General features: G+C 69.9%; 13 protein-coding genes. 10 read left to right on the top strand and 3 right to left on the bottom strand.

What is annotated here, in order from left to right:
* Positions 1 to 46: 46 nt before the first annotated feature.
* Positions 47 to 628, top strand: a complete 582-nt coding sequence (locus tag E5671_RS27110) for a helix-turn-helix domain-containing protein (protein WP_160506526.1) — start codon at positions 47 to 49, stop codon at positions 626 to 628.
* Between the two features lie 67 nt (positions 629 to 695).
* On the opposite strand, the gene E5671_RS27115 is transcribed toward E5671_RS27110, so the two are convergent.
* Positions 696 to 1,616 carry a MurR/RpiR family transcriptional regulator gene (locus E5671_RS27115; protein ID WP_160506527.1) on the bottom strand — a complete coding sequence of 307 codons (921 nt, stop codon included), beginning with the start codon at positions 1,614 to 1,616 and terminating at the stop codon, positions 696 to 698.
* A gap of 109 nt (positions 1,617 to 1,725) precedes the next feature.
* On the opposite strand from E5671_RS27115, the gene E5671_RS27120 reads away from it, so the two are divergent.
* The 6 genes from E5671_RS27120 to E5671_RS27145 are packed head-to-tail and all read left to right on the top strand — an operon-like array spanning position 1,726 to position 8,106.
* On the top strand, positions 1,726 to 2,871 hold the full coding sequence (locus E5671_RS27120) for a C45 family autoproteolytic acyltransferase/hydolase (protein ID WP_160506528.1): 1,146 nt from the start codon (positions 1,726 to 1,728) through the stop codon (positions 2,869 to 2,871).
* The gene (locus E5671_RS27125) at positions 2,868 to 4,523 is read left to right on the top strand and encodes an ABC transporter substrate-binding protein (protein ID WP_160506529.1); all 1,656 of its coding nucleotides are present in this window, start codon (positions 2,868 to 2,870) and stop codon (positions 4,521 to 4,523) included. Before E5671_RS27120 ends, E5671_RS27125 begins: the two co-directional genes overlap by 4 nt.
* Before the next feature lie 9 nt (positions 4,524 to 4,532).
* Complete coding sequence (locus tag E5671_RS27130) at positions 4,533 to 5,480, top strand: ABC transporter permease subunit (protein WP_160506530.1); 948 nt, start codon at positions 4,533 to 4,535, stop codon at positions 5,478 to 5,480.
* Positions 5,480 to 6,343, top strand: a complete 864-nt coding sequence (locus tag E5671_RS27135) for an ABC transporter permease (RefSeq protein WP_160506531.1) — start codon at positions 5,480 to 5,482, stop codon at positions 6,341 to 6,343. The genes E5671_RS27130 and E5671_RS27135 overlap by 1 nt, the downstream gene beginning before the upstream one ends.
* A 3-nt stretch (positions 6,344 to 6,346) precedes the next feature.
* On the top strand, positions 6,347 to 7,309 hold the full coding sequence (locus E5671_RS27140; protein WP_160506532.1) for an ABC transporter ATP-binding protein: 963 nt from the start codon (positions 6,347 to 6,349) through the stop codon (positions 7,307 to 7,309).
* A complete protein-coding gene (locus E5671_RS27145; protein ID WP_160506533.1) occupies positions 7,309 to 8,106 on the top strand; it encodes an ABC transporter ATP-binding protein in 798 nt (265 codons plus the stop codon). The genes E5671_RS27140 and E5671_RS27145 overlap by 1 nt, the downstream gene beginning before the upstream one ends.
* A gap of 220 nt (positions 8,107 to 8,326) precedes the next feature.
* Here the strand turns inward: E5671_RS27145 and E5671_RS27150 are convergent, their stop codons facing one another.
* Complete coding sequence (locus tag E5671_RS27150; protein ID WP_018528239.1) at positions 8,327 to 8,530, bottom strand: cold-shock protein; 204 nt, start codon at positions 8,528 to 8,530, stop codon at positions 8,327 to 8,329.
* A 314-nt stretch (positions 8,531 to 8,844) separates the two neighbouring features.
* Between E5671_RS27150 and E5671_RS27155 the strand changes: the two genes are divergently transcribed.
* On the top strand, positions 8,845 to 9,753 hold the full coding sequence (locus E5671_RS27155; RefSeq protein WP_160506534.1) for a menaquinone biosynthesis protein: 909 nt from the start codon (positions 8,845 to 8,847) through the stop codon (positions 9,751 to 9,753).
* Between the two features lie 116 nt (positions 9,754 to 9,869).
* Entirely contained in the window at positions 9,870 to 11,546 is a 1,677-nt protein-coding gene (locus E5671_RS27160) for a serine/threonine-protein kinase (protein ID WP_160506535.1), read from the top strand.
* Between the two features lie 82 nt (positions 11,547 to 11,628).
* On the opposite strand, the gene E5671_RS27165 is transcribed toward E5671_RS27160, so the two are convergent.
* Positions 11,629 to 16,332 carry an FtsK/SpoIIIE domain-containing protein gene (locus E5671_RS27165; RefSeq protein ID WP_160506536.1) on the bottom strand — a complete coding sequence of 1,568 codons (4,704 nt, stop codon included), beginning with the start codon at positions 16,330 to 16,332 and terminating at the stop codon, positions 11,629 to 11,631.
* A gap of 331 nt (positions 16,333 to 16,663) precedes the next feature.
* Here E5671_RS27165 and E5671_RS27170 point away from each other — a divergent pair, with 331 nt between their 5' ends.
* Positions 16,664 to 16,969 carry a WXG100 family type VII secretion target gene (locus tag E5671_RS27170; protein WP_160506537.1) on the top strand — a complete coding sequence of 102 codons (306 nt, stop codon included), beginning with the start codon at positions 16,664 to 16,666 and terminating at the stop codon, positions 16,967 to 16,969.
* Positions 16,970 to 17,077 lie beyond the last annotated feature (108 nt).

Below are 17,077 nucleotides of genomic sequence, written 5' to 3' on the forward strand. Positions count from 1 at the left end.
CGATCAGCCCGCTATAGCGAACGGCGATGAGGGAGTGACTGACGGCATGACTGACGGCAAGGGCGACGGCACCGTCCGATCCCGGCTGCCCCGCGAATGGGTCGCGGCCGCGTTGCGCCGGGAGCGGGCCAAGGCGGGGCTCTCCCTCTCCGAGCTGGCCAAGCGCGCGGGCGTCGCGAAGTCGACGCTGTCCCAGCTGGAGGCGGCCACGGGCAACCCCGGCATCGAGACGCTGTGGGCCCTGGCGGTGGGGCTCGGCGTGCCGTTCAGCGTGCTGGTGGAGTCGCCCGCGCCCGAGGTGACGGTGATCCGGGCGGGGCAGGGCCCGACGATGCATGCCGAGCGCGCCTCGTACGCGGGGACGCTGCTGTCGGCGGGGCCCGCAGGCGTGCGGCGCGACATCTACCACGGGGCGATGGAGCCGGGCTCCGCCCGGGAGTCCGACCCGCACATTCCCGGCTCGGTGGAGCATCTGATCGTCAGCACGGGCCGACTACTGGCGGGCCCGCAAGGCGAGACGGTGGAACTGGCCGCAGGGGACTACATGTCGTACAGGGGAGACGTCCCCCACGTGTACGAGGCCCTGACCCCGAACACAACGTTCGTACTGATCATGCAACACAACTAGACCGCGCCCCAAAGGGGCGCGGGGAACTGCGCGACAAGCCACGACGGCGCAGCAGTCAAAAGCCGACCTAAGACCGCTTCCGAGGCCCAGGGGCCAGCAACTGCTCACGCAGGGCCGTCAGTTGATGCGAGGTCTCCACGGCAAGCCCCTCATCCAGCGTAGCCAGCGCAAGCAGCAACGCATCCGCCACCACCAGCGCCGTCAACGCCTCCGTAGTGATGCCGGTAGGCGTATGCGGCGCCGTCAGGACCGCGTCCACCCGTGGCCCGTAAAGCTCCGCCAGCTCATCCGTGACCAGAACGACCCGCGCCCCCACCGCCCGCGCCCGCTCTATCAGGACCGTCAGCTCGGTCAGCGCCCGCCCCGGCTGGAAGATCACCACCGCGTCGCCCTGCCGCACGGCGAGCAGATGGTCGGCGAGCGCGAACCCCGTATCCCCGAAGTACCGCGCCCGGCGGCCGATCCTGCCCAGCGCCAACGCCAGGTGCCGCGCGGCGAGTTCGGATGCCGCGATGCCGTAGCAGTGGATCTCCGGGGCCTCGGCGAGGAAGCCCACCGCGTCCCGCAGCGCCTCGCCCGGCGTCAGGCGCCGCGCGTGCTCGATGCGTTCCTGGGCCTCGTCGAAGACGTCGCTCCAGATGTCGTCCAGATTCCGGCCCACGTGCGCGATGCGCTGCCGCAGGCGCACCTCGGGAGGCACTGCCGACGTGAAGTCCGAAGCCAGCTCCCGCTTGAGCGCGGGCAGGCCCGCATAGCCCAGGCGCTGCAGGGCGCGGACGACCGTCGCGTTGCTGGTGCCGCTCGCCGTGCCCAGCTCCTGCGCGCTGGCGAAGAGCAGCGACTCGGCGGGGGCGCTGACCACGTACTGGGCGACGGCCCGCTCGGACGTCGAGAGCGTCTCCCACTGGTCGCGCACGGCGGCCCGCAGCTTCGCGAGCCCCGCGCCGCCAGTAGCGCCCGACCCCGTCTGATCCTCTGAAATTTCCATTACAGCTATTGACTCTCGTGTGATGGCCGTTACTCTCCTGGGCAACGCATTCCAAAAGGAGAGCTACTCGTAATGCACGTTACAACAGCTCTCCGCCGCGAGGAGAACAATGGCACCCCGCACCCTCCCCATCATCGAGATATCCGGCACCCCGATCGAACGCGGCCGCCAGTACGGCGAAGCCGTCCGCCCGCAGCTGCACACCGCCCTCGCCTATTACGAGGAAGCCTTCGGCCAGTCCTCGGGCCTGACCTGGGACCAGGTCGCCGCCCGAGCCGCCCGCTGGCTGGAGCCGGTCCGCGACTACGCACCCCACCTCGTCGAGGAGATGCGCGGCATCGCCGAGGGCGCAGGCGTCGAGCTCCCCGACATCCTCGCCCTCAACGCCCGCGGCGAGGTCATCTACGACCGCTCCTTCGCGCAAATGAAAGCGGATGAGGAACCCGCCGAGGGCTGCACCTCCTTCGCCGCATACGGAGAGGCCAGCGGCGACGGCCACGTATGGGCCGGGCAGAACTGGGACTGGCGGGCCGGCGTCGCCGACACCGTCGTCATGCTGCGCATCGTCCAGCCCCCGCACCCGACCCTGATCATGCAGGTCGAGGCGGGCCAGATCGGCCGCCAGGGCGCCAACTCGGCGGGCATCGCCCTCAACGCGAACGGCCTCGGCGGGCGCTTCAGCGACGCGATCGGCCTCCCCCAGACCGTCGTACGCCGCAGTGTCCTGGACCAGCACACCATCACCGACGCCCTGGACGTCCTCTGCCGCACCCGCGCGCACATCGCGTCCAACGCCCTGCTGACCTGCCGCGAGGGCTTCGCCGTCGACCTGGAGACGACCCCGGCCGGGCACGGCTGGATGTACCCCACCGACGGACTCCTCGTGCACGGCAACCACTACCAGGCGGGCATCCCGGCAGCGATCGCCGCCGACTACCGCCCCATGTCGTCGGATTCGCTCGTCCGCGTCCCCCGCGCCGAACAGGGGCTCAAGTCCCTGCGCTCGTCCACCGGCGCCGACGAGTCGCGCAAGCTGATCAAGCAGGCCATGTCCGACCACCTCGGCCACCCCGAGTCGCTCTGCACCCACCCCGACCCGCGCAAGCCCGAGGTCAAGCACTGGTCCACGCTCGTCTCCTCCTGCGTGGACCTGACCAGCGGCGACTACCACGTCACCGCCGGCACCCCCTGCGACCGCGACTACCAGCACATGCCCTGGAACCTCTACGACGGCCCGTACGGAGACAACAGATGACGACGACCAGGAGCACCCTGAGGCGGCCGCTGGTCGCGAGCCTCGCCACCGCCACGCTCCTCACCGCCGCCGGATGCAGCGGCGCCGACACGGCCGCGACCGGAGGCAAGCCCGCCGACGCCGCCAAGCTGAAGCTGAGCGCGACGACCGCTGCCGCCAACGGCACGCTGGACAAGGCGAACTGGCTCCTTGAGGACGAGCCGGACTCGCTCGACCTCGACACCCAGGGATCGAGCGCGGGCCGCGTAGTCCTCACGAACGTCTGCGAGCGGCTCTACCAGCTCCAGCCCGACATGACGACGAAGCCCTTCCTCGCCGAGAAGGCCGATACGCCCGACGACAAGACCCTCGTTCTGACCGTCCGGGACGGCGTAACCTTCCACGACGGGTCGAAGCTGACCGCCGACGACGTGCTGTGGTCACTGAAGCGGCACGCCGACCCGGACATGGAGCAGGCCGACGAGTTCGGCAACGTCAAGTCCATGAAGAAGACCGGCGACCGCGAGATCACCATCCGCTTCAAGACCCCCGACGCCCTCTTCACCAAGGCACTCGCGGGCGACGCGGGAATCGTCTGGAACAAGGAACAAGTAGCCGCCGCCGGCAAGGACTTCGGCACACCGGGGCAGGGCGACGCGTGCAGCGGCCCGTACGAACTCAAGGGCTGGAAGTCCGGCGACTCGATCACCATCGAGGCGTACGGCAAGTACTGGGGCGAGAAGCCCCTGACCCGTCAGGTCGTCTTCCGCTGGGCGTCCGACAGCGCCCTTGTCAACGCCCTGAAGACGGGCGCCGCCGACGGGACGTACGCGGAATCCCCGAACACCGCATCCGCCCTGCGCACCAGCAAGGGCCTCGACCAGCACTACGGCCCGTCCACCGCCTCGCTCGTCCTCATCCCGACGGCCCGGGGCGGCCTGAAGGACCCGCGGATCCGGCGCGCGCTGTCCCTCGCGATCGACCGGACGGGGATCGCGAAGTCGGGGTACGGAGGGCTCGTCCAGCCGTGGGCCACACCCGTCGGCTCCGGCGCCTGGGGATACGAGAAGCCCGAATTCGAGGTCGCCCAGAAGAAGTTGGCAGCCGCCGCTCCCGCCACTCCCACCGCCGACGACCTGGCCGAGGCCAAGGAGCTCGTGAAGGAGGCGGGCGCGCCGACCGATCCCATCGTGATCGGCACGGACAGCAGCCAGGGACGGACAGTCGTCGCGAACGCCGTGCGTTCCGCGCTCCAGCGGATCGGCCTCAAGGGCCAGATCAAGACGGTCCCCACGGCCCAGTTCGAGGAGTTCTACAGCGACCCGGCCGCACGCGCCGACATCGACGTCCTCGTCGGCGACTGGTACATCTCCAAGGCCGACCCCATGGGCTTCTACGACAACGGCCTCTCCGACTCCTCCAACAACTGGGTCGGCTTCAAGGACGCCACGTACGACAAGAAGGTCCGGCAGGCGCTGAGCACCCTGGACGACGCGAAGCGGGCCCAGCTCGCGATCGACGTACAGAAGCGGTTCGTGGACGCGGGGGTCTGGATCTCGGTCGCGCAGGTGCCGACGGCGCTCGTCGTCTCCGACAAGCTGACGGGACCGCCCGCCTCGCAGGCCTACCTCTACTACCCGTGGGCCGCCGAACTCGGCCTGAAGAAAGGCTAGGTGAGAGTCGTGCTCGCTCGGATCTCACGTCGGCTCGCGGGCCTCCTCGCCACCCTCTTCGCCGCCTCGTTCGTCATCTTCGCCGCCGTGTACGCGGCGCCGGGCGACCCCGCGGTGTTCCTCGCGGGCGGCCGGGACAAGCTGACGCCGGAGCGCCTGGCCCAGGTGCGCTCGCAGTACCACCTGGACGAGCCGCTGGTCGTCCAGTACGGCCGGTGGCTGTGGGACTGCGTCCACTTCGACCTGGGACGGTCCTTCAAGTACAGCGACCAGGTGGCCGACCTGGTGACGGCCCGCTTCCCGACGACGCTCCAACTCGTCGCCTACGCCACGGTGTTGTTCGCCGTCCTGGGCGTCGGCGCCGGAATCCTGGCCGCGGTCAAGCGCTCCACGTGGGTGGACTCCGCCGTCGTGGGCGGCACGACGCTCGCCGCCTCGGTCCCTTCGTTCGTCGCGGCCATCGCCCTGGTGTCGCTGTTCGGCGTGCAGCTGGGGTGGTTCCCGGTCTCGGGCTCGGGAGAGGGCTTCGGGGGCACGCTGCACCATCTGACGCTGCCCGCCCTGTCGTTGGCGCTCGGCGCGCTCGCCATCATCAGCCGGGTCACCCGGCAGGCGATGGCGGACGCGGCGGCATCGGACCACGTAGAGGCGGCGCGCGCTTCAGGGGTCCCGGAGCGGGACATCATCCGGCGGCACGTCCTGCGCAACGCACTCGGGCCGATCATCACGATGTGCGGACTCGTCATGGCGGGAATGCTCGCGGGCACGGTGGTCGTGGAGACGGCGTTCGGCATCAGCGGAATCGGTTCGCTCCTCGTGGGCGCGATCAATACGCATGACTTCCCGGTGGCGCAGGCGGTCCTGCTGCTCATGGTCACCGGCTACATCGTGGTGACGACGCTGGTGGACGTGGTGCACCCGCTGCTCGACCCGCGCGTGAAGGAGGCACGTTCCTGATGGCTTCTACCGCTCCTGCTCCTGTTCCTGCTGTCGCGCTCGCGCCTTTGGGCGTACGTCGCCGGCGCCCCGTCGGGGTGATCGTGGCCGCGGGACTGCTCGGCCTGGTCGTCCTCGCAGCGGTGCTCGCACCGCTGCTCGCGCCCTACGCACCGGACGCGATCGACCTCTCGGCCTCGCTGGTCGGAACGTCCGGCGACCACCTCCTGGGTACGGACTCGTCCGGCCAGGACCTGCTGTCGCGCGCCCTGTACGGAACCCGCACGAGCCTGATCGCCCCGATCCTGCTCCTCGCCGTCGCGGCCGTGCTCGGCGTCACGCTGGGCGTGCTCGCCGCGTGGCGCGGGGGATGGGTGGACGCGCTGGTCTCCCGGATCACGGACGTGATGTACGCGTTCCCGGGCCTGCTGTTCACCGTCCTGATCATCGCCGTCTTCGGCGCCGGAATGACGACATCCGTACTGGCGCTCGGCCTCGCCTTCACACCGACCATCGCCAAGTACGTGCGCTCACTGGCACTTTCGGAGGCCCGCAAGCCGTACGTCGACGCCTACCGGGTGCAGGGGATGGGCGGCGCGCGGATCTGCGTCGCGCATCTCGTGCCGAACCTGGGCCGCGCGATCCTCGGCTACTTGGTCGTGCTGTTCGGAGAGGCGCTGATGTCGCTAGCGACCCTCTCGTACCTGGGCTTCGGCGCCCAACCCCCGTCGTCCGACTGGGGTTTGATGGTGCAGGAGGGGCAGGCGGCGGTAGTCCAGGGCGCCCTGCTCCCGGCTCTCGTCCCCGGCACGGCCATCGCCCTGGTCGTCGTGTCCTTCAACGTGGTCGGGGTCTGGGCCGCCGACCGGCTAGGGAGGCAGTGACCCATGCTCCTTGAGATCGAAGACCTGACCTTGCGGCTGCCGGGCACGGCCAGGCCGCTCCTGGACTCGGTGTCCCTCACCGTCCGCCCCGGGGAAGTCGTCGGCCTGGTCGGCGAGTCGGGCTCGGGCAAGTCGACCACGGCGAAGGCGGCGCTCGGCCTGCTCCCGGCGGGTGCGGTGACGTCGGGTTCCGTCCACGTGAACGGCACCGAAGTCCTCACCCTCACGGGCGAGTCCCTGCGGACCCACCGCGCGCGAACGGTGGCCATGGTCCACCAGGACCCCCGCGCCGCGCTCAACCCGGTGCGCCGCATAGGCGACTTCCTGGTCGAGAGGGGAGCGACGCGCGAGCGGGCGGTCGAGCTCCTGGACGCGGTGGGCCTCTCAAACCCCGAACGCCGCGTACGCCAGCGCCCGCACCAGCTCTCCGGCGGCATGCTGCAACGCGTGGTCATCGCGGGCGCGCTCGCGGCCGAGCCGAGCCTGCTCCTCGCGGACGAGGCGACCAGCGCGCTGGACGTCACGACGCAGGCGGAGATCCTGGCGCTCCTGCGCCAACTGCGGGCGACCCGGGACCTGGGCCTCCTCTTCATCACCCACGACCTGCACCTGGCGGCCGCGTACTGCGACCGCGTGTACGTCATGTACGCGGGCCGTGTGGTGGAACAGCGGTCGGCGAAGGCCCTGTTCGACACTCCGGCACACCCCTACACGCGGGGCCTGCTCTCCTGCTCGCCCACCCTGGGCGACACGACCCACACCCTCCACCCGATCCCGGGCCGCCCACCGTCCCTCTCGGACACGTTCCCGGGCTGCCCGTTCGTGTCGCGGTGCGGGGATGCGGAGGAGGGGTGCGGGACGTGGGTTCCGGAGCAGCTGAAGCTGCCGGACGGAGGAACGGCGGCCTGCCCCGTCGTGGCTCCCGTTGTGCTGCCGAACACCGATGCGAGAGAGGTGAGCCATTGATGCCCCAGGACCTGCTGGCGGTGTCCGGCCTCAGCAAGAGCTACCCGCTGCCGGGCGGCGGCCGCCACCAGGCGGCGGAGAACGTGACGTTCACGGTGAAGGAGGGCGGCTCCATAGGCATTGTGGGCGAATCGGGCTCGGGCAAGACGACAGTGGCCCGCATGCTGGTGGGCCTGGCCCGCCAGGACTCCGGCACGGTGAGGGTGAAAGACCGCCCCCGCGAGGCCCGTACACCCCGGAAGCGAACCGCACGCCTGACCAGGGCCAGGGAGATCCAGATGGTCTTCCAGGACCCCTACCTCTCCCTGGACCCCCGCCTCACCTCCACCCAGTGCCTCCGCACGGCCCTGCGGCTGCACGGCAGGGACGAGGGCCTGGCGGCAGGACTCCTGGACCAGGTGGGCCTCGGCACCCGGGAGGCCGGCGCCCGCCCCCGCGAACTCTCCGGCGGCCAGCGCCAACGCCTGGCCATAGCGAGGGCGCTGGCTGTGGACCCCCAAGTGCTGGTCCTGGACGAGGCGGTGGCGGCACTGGACGTGTCGATCCAGGCCCAGATCCTCCAACTGCTCGGCGAGATCCGCCGGGACACCGGGGTGGCCCTGGTCTTCGTCAGCCACGACCTGGCCGTCGTCCAGCACATCACCGACGAGGTCCTGGTGATGAGCCGGGGCAAGGTGGTGGAACAGGGCCCGACGGCTCGGGTACTGACGTCACCGGAGGACCCGTACACAATCCGTCTCCTGGCCTCGGTCCCAAGAGAGGGCTGGAATCCAGGGGATGTACTGAGCGCCCCGTAAGAAGCACGGGGAACGGTGCAGCCCCGTAAGGGGCGCGGGGAACTGCGCACCCAGCCCCCACCCACCCGCAGAGAAAAGAGACCCCAAGGCCCAGGGGCCAGAAAAAGGCAGGAGCCCCGCCTTCCGCTCACGCGGGAGGCAGGGCTCCTTGGGTACTGCTATCCATGTCCGGATCAAGTCACCGGAACTATCACACACCCCATCTGCATGGGGCGCCCCACTACTGGGGGGTGACGTTCTCCGCCTGCGGACCCTTCGGGCCCTGCGTGACGTCGAAGCTCACGGCCTGATTCTCCTCAAGGGAGCGGAAGCCGTTTGCGTTGATCGCGGAGTAGTGGACGAAGACGTCGGGGCCTCCGCCTTCCTGGGCGATGAATCCAAAGCCCTTTTCGGCGTTGAACCACTTCACGGTTCCGGTAGCCATAAGCCCTCCTTGGGCCAAAGGGTTGCCCTGCTCCAGAACCTGCGATTGTTGAAACAACTGCATAAGTCTGAAAACGACGAGAGCCCGCGGGTCACATGCGCTCCGCAGGCTCTGTACTGCAAGGGAAACCAAACTGCAACTTGCGGCGAGCTTAGCACGCAGGCAGCCGAATGCAATAGGGGGCTAGATCACGTCACCCGGATGTTTGACGGACCCCCCAGAGGGGTTGACAGACCAGGTCGAAAGCTCTTGACAAGGGCGGGATCGGGGCCCCGCTTTCTGCACCGTACCGCAAGGGGGCTAGCCTCCCCGATGTGGACAATTCTCCCGTTGACACCATCGCCGGGGCGGGCTCACATCAGCTCCCCGGCCATCACCGCACCCCCCGGCCGCGCGTCGGTCACATTCAGTTCCTGAACTGCATGCCTCTGTACTGGGGGCTCGCGCGGACCGGAACGCTGCTCGACTTCGAGCTCACGAAGGACACCCCTGAGAAGCTCAGCGAGCAGCTGGTGCGGGGCGATCTCGATATCGCGCCCGTGACTCTCGTCGAGTTCCTCAAGAACGCCGAGGACCTCGTCGCTTTCCCCGATCTCGCCGTCGGCTGCGACGGCCCGGTGATGTCCTGCGTGATCGTCTCGCAGGTGCCGCTCGACCAGCTGGACGGCGCCAGGGTCGCGCTCGGCTCGACCTCGCGCACCTCCGTGCGCCTGGCGCAGCTGCTGCTCGCCGAGCGCCACGGCGTACGCCCCGACTACTACACGTGTCCGCCCGACCTCGGCCTGATGATGCGGGAGGCGGACGCCGCCGTCCTCATCGGGGACGCGGCGCTGCGGGCCAATCTGATCGACGGCCCGCGGCTCGGCCTCGACGTATACGACCTGGGCCAGATGTGGAAGGACTGGACGGGTCTGCCGTTCGTCTTCGCGGTCTGGGCGGCGCGCAAGGACTACGCGGCGCGCGAACCGGCCGTGGTGCGGGAGGTGCACAAGGCGTTCCTCGCCTCGCGCGACCTGTCGCTGGAGGAGGTCGGCAAGGTCTCCGAGCAGGCTGCGCGCTGGGAGGCCTTCGACGCGGGAGTCCTGGAGAAGTACTTCACGACGCTCGACTTCCGGTTCGGGAGCGCGCAGTTGGAGGGCGTCGCGGAGTTCGCGCGCCGGGTGGGCGAGACGACGGGCTTCCCGGCGGACGTGCGGGTGGAGCTGCTGGGGTCGCGGCAGTAGTACGCGGTGGGAATGCCGGGGCCGTCGGGCGCGCGGGCGGACTACCCTGAGCTGCAGACAATGCGCGCGGCCCCTGTGGCCGCGGCTGTGCGGCGCGTCCGGGGGAGGCCTTCGTCATGCACCCGCTCGATCCCGGCGAACCGACCGTCATCGGGCCCTACCGGCTGCTCGGCCGACTGGGCTCCGGCGGCATGGGCCGGGTCTACCTGGGGCGCAGCTCGGGCGGCCGTACGGTCGCGGTGAAGGTCGTCCATCCGCATTTCGCGCTCGACGAGGAGTTCCGCGCCCGCTTCCGGCGCGAGGTGGACGCGGCGCGGCGGGTGGGCGGCGACTGGACCGCGCCGGTGCTCGACGCGGACCCGGAGGCGCCGGTTCCGTGGGTGGCGACGGGGTACGCGGCGGGACCCTCCCTGGCCGATGCGGTACGGGACCTGTCCCCTCTCCCCGCGCATTCCGTACGCGTACTGGTGGCGGGCCTCGCCGAGGCGCTGACGCACGTGCACGGTCTCGGGCTCGTCCACCGCGACATCAAGCCGTCGAACGTCATGCTCACGATGGACGGGCCGCGGCTGATCGACTTCGGCATCGCACGGGCGACGGACGGCACGGCCTCGCTCACGTCGACGGGTGTCTCCGTCGGGTCGCCCGGCTACATGTCGCCGGAGCAGATCCTCGGCAAGGGGGTCGCCGGGGCGGCGGACGTCTTCTCGCTGGGTGCGGTTCTGGTGTACGCGGCGACGGGTTCGGCACCCTTTCCGGGTGACTCGTCGGCCTCCCTCCTCTACAAGGTCGTACACGAGGAGCCGGAACTGGGCGCGCTGGACGGGGATTTGCGGGACCTCGCGCGTGAGTGCCTGACCAAGGACCCCGGTGGGCGCCCGACGCCGGGGGAGATCGCGAGTCGTCTCGCCCCCACGGGTGCGGACAGCCTGGTGGCGGCAGGGTGGCTGCCGGGGCCGCTGGTCGAGCGGGTCAGCAGGAGTGCGGTGCGGCTCCTGGACCTGGAAACACTCGGGGCCGGGGCCGCGGAACAGCCTTCGGGGCCGGTGCCGTTCGGCAGCTCGGTGGTGGGTGAGTCCGCCGGCGGTGAAGCGCCGGTGGGCAGCGGCTCCTTCGGCCCGCCGGACCCGTCGTACGCGCCTTCGTCGCCTCCTCCCGCGTACGTCCCCACCCAGACGTCAGCGCCCTCGGGGCCGCCCCCCGGCCGGGTGACCGTCTCGGTCGACGCGACGTCCACGCCGAGCGGGGCCGACGGGCGGGGCCGCAAGGTCAGTTGCACGCTTGTCCTGGGGGTGGCGGGGGCGCTGGCCGCGGTGACGGTCGGGTCCGTCTTCGTGCTGGGGCTGCTTCCGGGGAACGACAAGGGGTCGAAGGACGCGGGGCAGCCACCGGCGGCGAGCCAGGAGCCGCCGGGGGACGGCGGCGCCGACCAGGCCGAAGGCAAGGTCCCCGCCTCCTACCGCGGCACCTGGGAAGGCCAGGCGGTCGCGGCGGGCGGCGCTGTCCCCATGGGCACGTTCAGACTCAAGGTCGAGCAGGGCAAGGTGGGCGAACGCTTCGCGGTGATGACGCAGACGGATCAACTGGGCGGCAAGTGCGCGGTGGACCTCACCCTGAAGTCGGTCTCGGGCAAGGAGATCGTGGCGCGGGGTAAGGGGCAGGCGGACAGCGCCGCGCAGTGCACGAAGAACTCGCACACGGTGCGGCTGCGCCCGAAGGGGGACCAACTCCTGTACCTCTCGGAGAACGAGAAGTCAGGCAACCCAGAGGCCAGCCTCTCCCGCCTGAACTGAACCCCCCGCGGCGTTCCCTGGACGAACAGACCTTCCCCACCCAGCCACCCGATCACCCCGCATCCGACCCTGGACGAACGAGCTACATCGGCGTAGTGACCGTCACCGGCTCCCCGCTGCCCGTGTACAGCAGGCCCTTGCCCGGGGCGATCGGGCCTCCGACCATGCTTCGGGTGGTCCGGATTCCGATCAGTTCGCCGCTCGACGAGTCCTGAGGGGACAGGAGAATCCCGCGGCGGCCCTTCTTCGCCTCGACCTGCCAGCCGGAGAAGCCACCGCACACCTCCTCCTCGTCGCCGCCGATGACGAGCCCGAGGCCTCGCTCGGAGCCCCGCTGCACCAACCGCTTGAACTCGCGTTCCGCGTCGCAGTCCTCCAGGACCTCACCGTCGTCGATGATCCACACGATCGGGTCCTCGGGGGACGCGGACTCCACGACCTCCTTGAAGTCGTCGCTCTCGATGTCGTCGTCGACGAAGACCTTCAGAATGCCCTCCTGGCCATCCAGTTCGCGCAGCGGCGACGGCCGCGGGGCCGCGATGACCAGACGTACGCCCTGTGTCATGTACGACCGCGCGATGTTCATCAGCGTCGTGCTGCGGCCCGACTTGGCCGGGCCCGCCACCACGAACGTCGGCACGCCCTGCGCGAGGTCGGGACCGAAGCCCATGATGTCGTCGCCGCCGATGCCAGCGAGGGCCCACAGCTTGGAGCGCGAGGCCTCCGGGTCGCGCATCTCCCACGCGTCCGCGAAGCCGATACGGCTCGGCAGGCTGTCCACGCGGAACGGCTTGCGCGAGCGCGGCACGTCCGCGTCCCGCGCGGCCGCCGCCTCGCCGATCTCGGAGAGCGCCGCGGCCTGGCCCTGGCCCGTGGAGTCCTCGGCGAGGAGCGCGAACTGCGTCTCCGTACCGTGCTCGTTCTTGAAGCCGCGGCCCGGCGGGATCTCCTCCGGCACCTTGCGCGCGTTCATGCCGAGCATCGAGAAGTCGGAGCGGTCGGCGAGCCGCAGGCCGTACTTGTCCTCGGTGAGCGAGGCCATGCGGCCGATGAGGACCTGGCGGTCACCGGTGATGACCAGGTGGATGCCGACGCTCGCGCCCTCGCGCATCATCGCCTGCAGTTCGTCGGTCAGCTCACCGTGGTCGTACTCGCCGAGGGTCGGCAGCCAGCCCTCCCAGCGGTCCAGGAGCACGACGATGTGCGCGAGCCGCTCCTCCTCGGGCACGGCCGCCCGCTGCTCGCCGATGTCGGCGAAGCCCTTGTCGGCAAGAAGGTCCTGGCGGCGCGTCACTTCACCCTTGAGCCGGGAGATGAGGCGCACCGCGCGCTCGGTCTGGTTTCGGCTGACGACGGCGCCGCAGTGCGGAAGCCGGGTCAGCGCGTTGAGCGCGCCGTTGCCGCAGTCGATGCCGTAGAGGTGGACGTCGGCCGACGAGTGCGTACGGGCGATCGAGCCCGCGATCGTACGGAGGATCTGCGAGCGGCCACTGCGCGGGGCGCCGCCGATGAGCAGGTGCCCGAACGTCTCGAAGTTGACCGCGACCGGGCGGCGCGCCTGGTCGGAGGGGATGTCCTCCAGGCCGAAGGGCGCGGGGGCGAGGGAGCCCGGCTTGTCGCTCGCGACGGGCAGCGGGATCTCGTCGAGCTGGAGCTGCTCGGAGAGCGCGGGCAGCCACGGGCTGTGCTGGGCGGGGATGCCCATCGTCGCGTTCGCGTCGCGCACGGCATCCACGAGGACCTTGAGGTCGGTGATCTCCTCCTCCTCGCGCGCCTCGGCCTTGGGCTTCACCAGGGCGGCACGGCCCAGGTCCTCCCAGCCGAGCGAACCCGCCCAGGGTGCGAGCAGCGCCGGGTCGGTGGCGCCGGGCCTGCGGCCACCGACGCGCCCCGACTGGAAGGGCACGAGCGAGGCGTGACCCAGCCGTACGTACGCACGTCCTGGCGTGCTCTTGGCGATGTGGCCGGCCGCCGGGTCGTCGATGACGTCGGCGGACTCGGCGCCGTCCGTCACGCGCAGGGCGATACGGAGGTTGGTGTTGGCGCGGATCTCGGGCGACACGACGCCGGAGGGCCGCTGCGTGGCGAGGAGCAGGTGGATGCCGAGCGAACGGCCTCGCTGGGCGATGTTCACGAGGCCCGTCACGAAGTCGGGCAGGTCACGCACCATCGAGGCGAACTCGTCGATGACGATGAGGAGTCGGGGCACGGGCGCGTGCGAGGGATCACGGCGTACGAGGTCCTGGTAGTCCTCGATGTCCTTGGCGTCGGCGGCGGCGAGGATGTGCTCGCGCCGCTTCAGTTCGGCGCCGAGGGATTCCAGGGCGCGTTCCACGAGGTGGGCGTCGAGGTCGGTGACCATGCCGACGGTGTGCGGCAGCTTCACACAGTCCTTGAACGCGGACCCGCCCTTGTAGTCGACGAGGACGAAGGTCATGTTCTCGGGGGTGTTGGCGACGGCCAGCGCCGCCACGATCGTCTGCAGCAGCTCCGACTTACCGGAACCGGTCGTACCGGCGATCAGGCCGTGCGGCCCGTCGCGCCGCATGTCGATGCCGAAGGGCCCGTCGTACGACTCACCGATGACGGCCATCGTCGACTGGCCGCCCATCTGCCAGCGCGCGGTGATCTGGTCGGCCGTCGGCGGTTCCAGCTGGAGCACGTCGAGCAGCCGGCTGGAACCGGGCAGCGCCGAGTCCTCGGTCTCGCCGCTGATGTCGCGCAGCGGCGAGAGCGCGCGGGCGAGCCGCCCGCACCAGGCGGAGGAGACGAAGTCGGGGCGTACGTCACGGATGCGGGCGGCGTCGGTCTTCTCGACGCGCAGCCGCAGTTCGAGGGGCTTCTCGGCGCCCTGCTCGGCGTCGTCCCCGGCGGCCGTGTGCCAGGCCTGGAAGGAGGGGAAGCCGCCGGGAGCACCGGCGGCGGGCGTGGCCGCTCCAGGCGTGGACGGGGCGGGCAGGCCGATCTCCTCGGCCTTCGGCTCGGCGATCACGATGGCCTGGCACTCGCCGGGCAGGAACCGCTCCTCGTCGTCGAGGCAGAGCGCGTACATCGAGACGGCGGGGCCCTCGCGCAGCAGCTTCACCACGCCGGGCATGGAACGCAGCCGTCGCGAGCCGTCCCACACCACGACGATGTCGGGGTCGCCGAAGGAGGTGGCGCCGCCGCGGTTGTTCTCCTTGGCGGCCTTCTGGCGGGCGGCGAGTATCTGGGTCAGCTCACCGATACGGGAGCCGACGGTCTCGGCGTCCGTCCCGATCAGTACGTTGGCGTCCTGCGACCCGGAGGGCCGCGAGTGCGGCAGCCAGCGCGTCCAGTCCCACGTCTCGCGTGCGGAGTTCTCGGTCAGTACGTAGAACTGCACGTCAAGGGGGCTGTGCAGGACCGCGGACTGCGCGACGGCCCAGCGGCCGAGCGCCTTCGCCGAGTCGCCGGGGCCCGCGATGCCGATGACCCCGAGATCGCGCAGCGAGAGCGCGACGGGTGCGTCCTCGATCTTCCAGGTGACCTCGCGCTTGTGGTCGTCCTGTTCGGGGTCGTCGAGCACGACCTCGGAGTCGAGCCGCCCGGTGCCGACGCGCACGAGGAGATGGTCGGAGTCGGTGCGCCGCCGCTCCCACAGCCGCGTTCGGGGTCCGGTGCTGAGGGAGAGGATGCCGGCCGGGCTGAGAATGGCCTGCCGCTTGTCCATCCGCTCGGCGACGAGGGCTTCCTGCGCGTCCTTCTCGATCCGCTCTTTGTGTTCGTTGTACTCCTTGACCTGTTTGGCATGGGATTTCCGCCCATGCTTCTTGTCCATGAAGTAGTTTCCGAAAAGGATGAGCGGGCTGAGCAGCGCCATGATCAGGTAGTACCAGCGCCCGAAGATCATCACGGATACGACGGCACCGACGAGCGGCGTGAGTGCCATCAGCCAGGGCAGCGGACGCGCCTCGAAATCACGTACCGGACTCGGCAGCCTGAATTTCGTCTGCCGCTCCGGCGGACGCAGTCGCGGGGGCCGGTTGTAGTCGAGTCCCGTGCCGTCCTCGGACCATTTCAGGGCGGCGTTGGGCGGCGCGTACCTGTCGAGTTCGAGCAGGGTGTTACCGACGGCGATCTGGGCGCCGAGTGGCCATTCGCCCTTGTCCCGCTTTTTGCCGCTGTTGTCCGTCCTGTTGTTCTTGTCGCGCTTTTTTCTCTTTTCCGGCTTGTCGCTCGTCTCGCCCTTCTTCTCGCTCTTCTTCTCGCTTTCCTCTGCCTCGCCGAACGGCTTCCCCTCAAGGGTCACGCCGTCTATGTCCCCATGTACGGCGACTTGGCAGGTGCCATCGGTTGCAACTGACAACGTCAGGGCGCGCGCGGGCAGTTCCGGATCGTCGATGCGGATGTACGAGGCGGGCCCGCTGCCGATGTCGTAGCGCCCGATGCCGAGCCGGTGCACGGCGCCGGCCGCGGGGCCGCCAGCGACGCGCAACTCGACGAGGCCGGTGGGTTCGCCGGGCAGGCAGCCCGCCGGATCGTGCAGGCTGACGACGGCGCCCTCGCGCAGCGCGGAGGTCCCGATGGTCGCGGAGGCGTCGATGGGGTAGCCGTCCACGAAGACGACGGGTGCCCCGGCCTGGCCGCCGCCGGGCTGGAGTTGGTGCCCGCCGATCGGGATGATCTGGGCGTCACCGCCGCCGTACCCCACCTGTTGCGCCAGCTCCTTGGCGATGTCCCCGACGGAGGACTCAGGATCGGCGTCGAGCACGACATCGGCGTTCGCGCCGCCGAGCGGATCGACGACGGTCAGAGTCAGGCGCACGATCGTCCTCCCCTTGAGCCCCTTTTGACCGCTTCCGGAACGCGGTCACGGCGGCTGGTCCACAGTGCCTGTGAGGCTGTCCACAGTGCCTGTGACGATAGCCGCTCCACCCTTCCCACAGGCAACGGGCTGTGCACGAGCTCATAGCAGAGCTGTGACTCAACCGGGCTGCGCTCACTTCTGCCCCACCCGTAAGCTGCTGTCCCAAGAGCGGAAGATCGCACGAGCAACCGAGTGGCTTCGCACGCGGGGCGCACGGGCTCGAGCGGGCCCGCACTGGTGGAGCCAAGGGGGATGGCCCTGCGGCGAGTTGGATTGGATGTGAAGCCACATGGCCAAAGACGCCGATATCACCTATGAGGAGATGCGGACCGCGGCGGGCAAGCTGAACGACGCCAAGGACAAGATCGACGAGAAGCTCGACGCCCTCGAGCGCTTCGTCGAGAACCTGGTGAAGAACGGCTACACGACTCGCAAGGGTTCGCAGGCCTTCGAGGACTCCTTCAAGGAGTTCAAGAAGGGTGCGAAGGACACCATCGAGGGCCTCACGGGCATGGGCAAGTTCCTGACCAGCGCCGCGAAGGCGTACGAGGACCTGGACGACGACCTCGCGAAGGGTGTCAAGGGCAAGGGCTGATCACGCCCTTGACCTGTTGAAGTACACCGGTGCGATGGGCGGCCCGCGAAAAGCGGCGGCCCATCGCACCAGTCGTTTGTCGGTAATGGGACGCATGGGGGCACTGTG

The organism is Streptomyces sp. BA2 (assembly GCF_009769735.1).
Classification (GTDB): Bacteria; Actinomycetota; Actinomycetes; order Streptomycetales; family Streptomycetaceae; genus Streptomyces.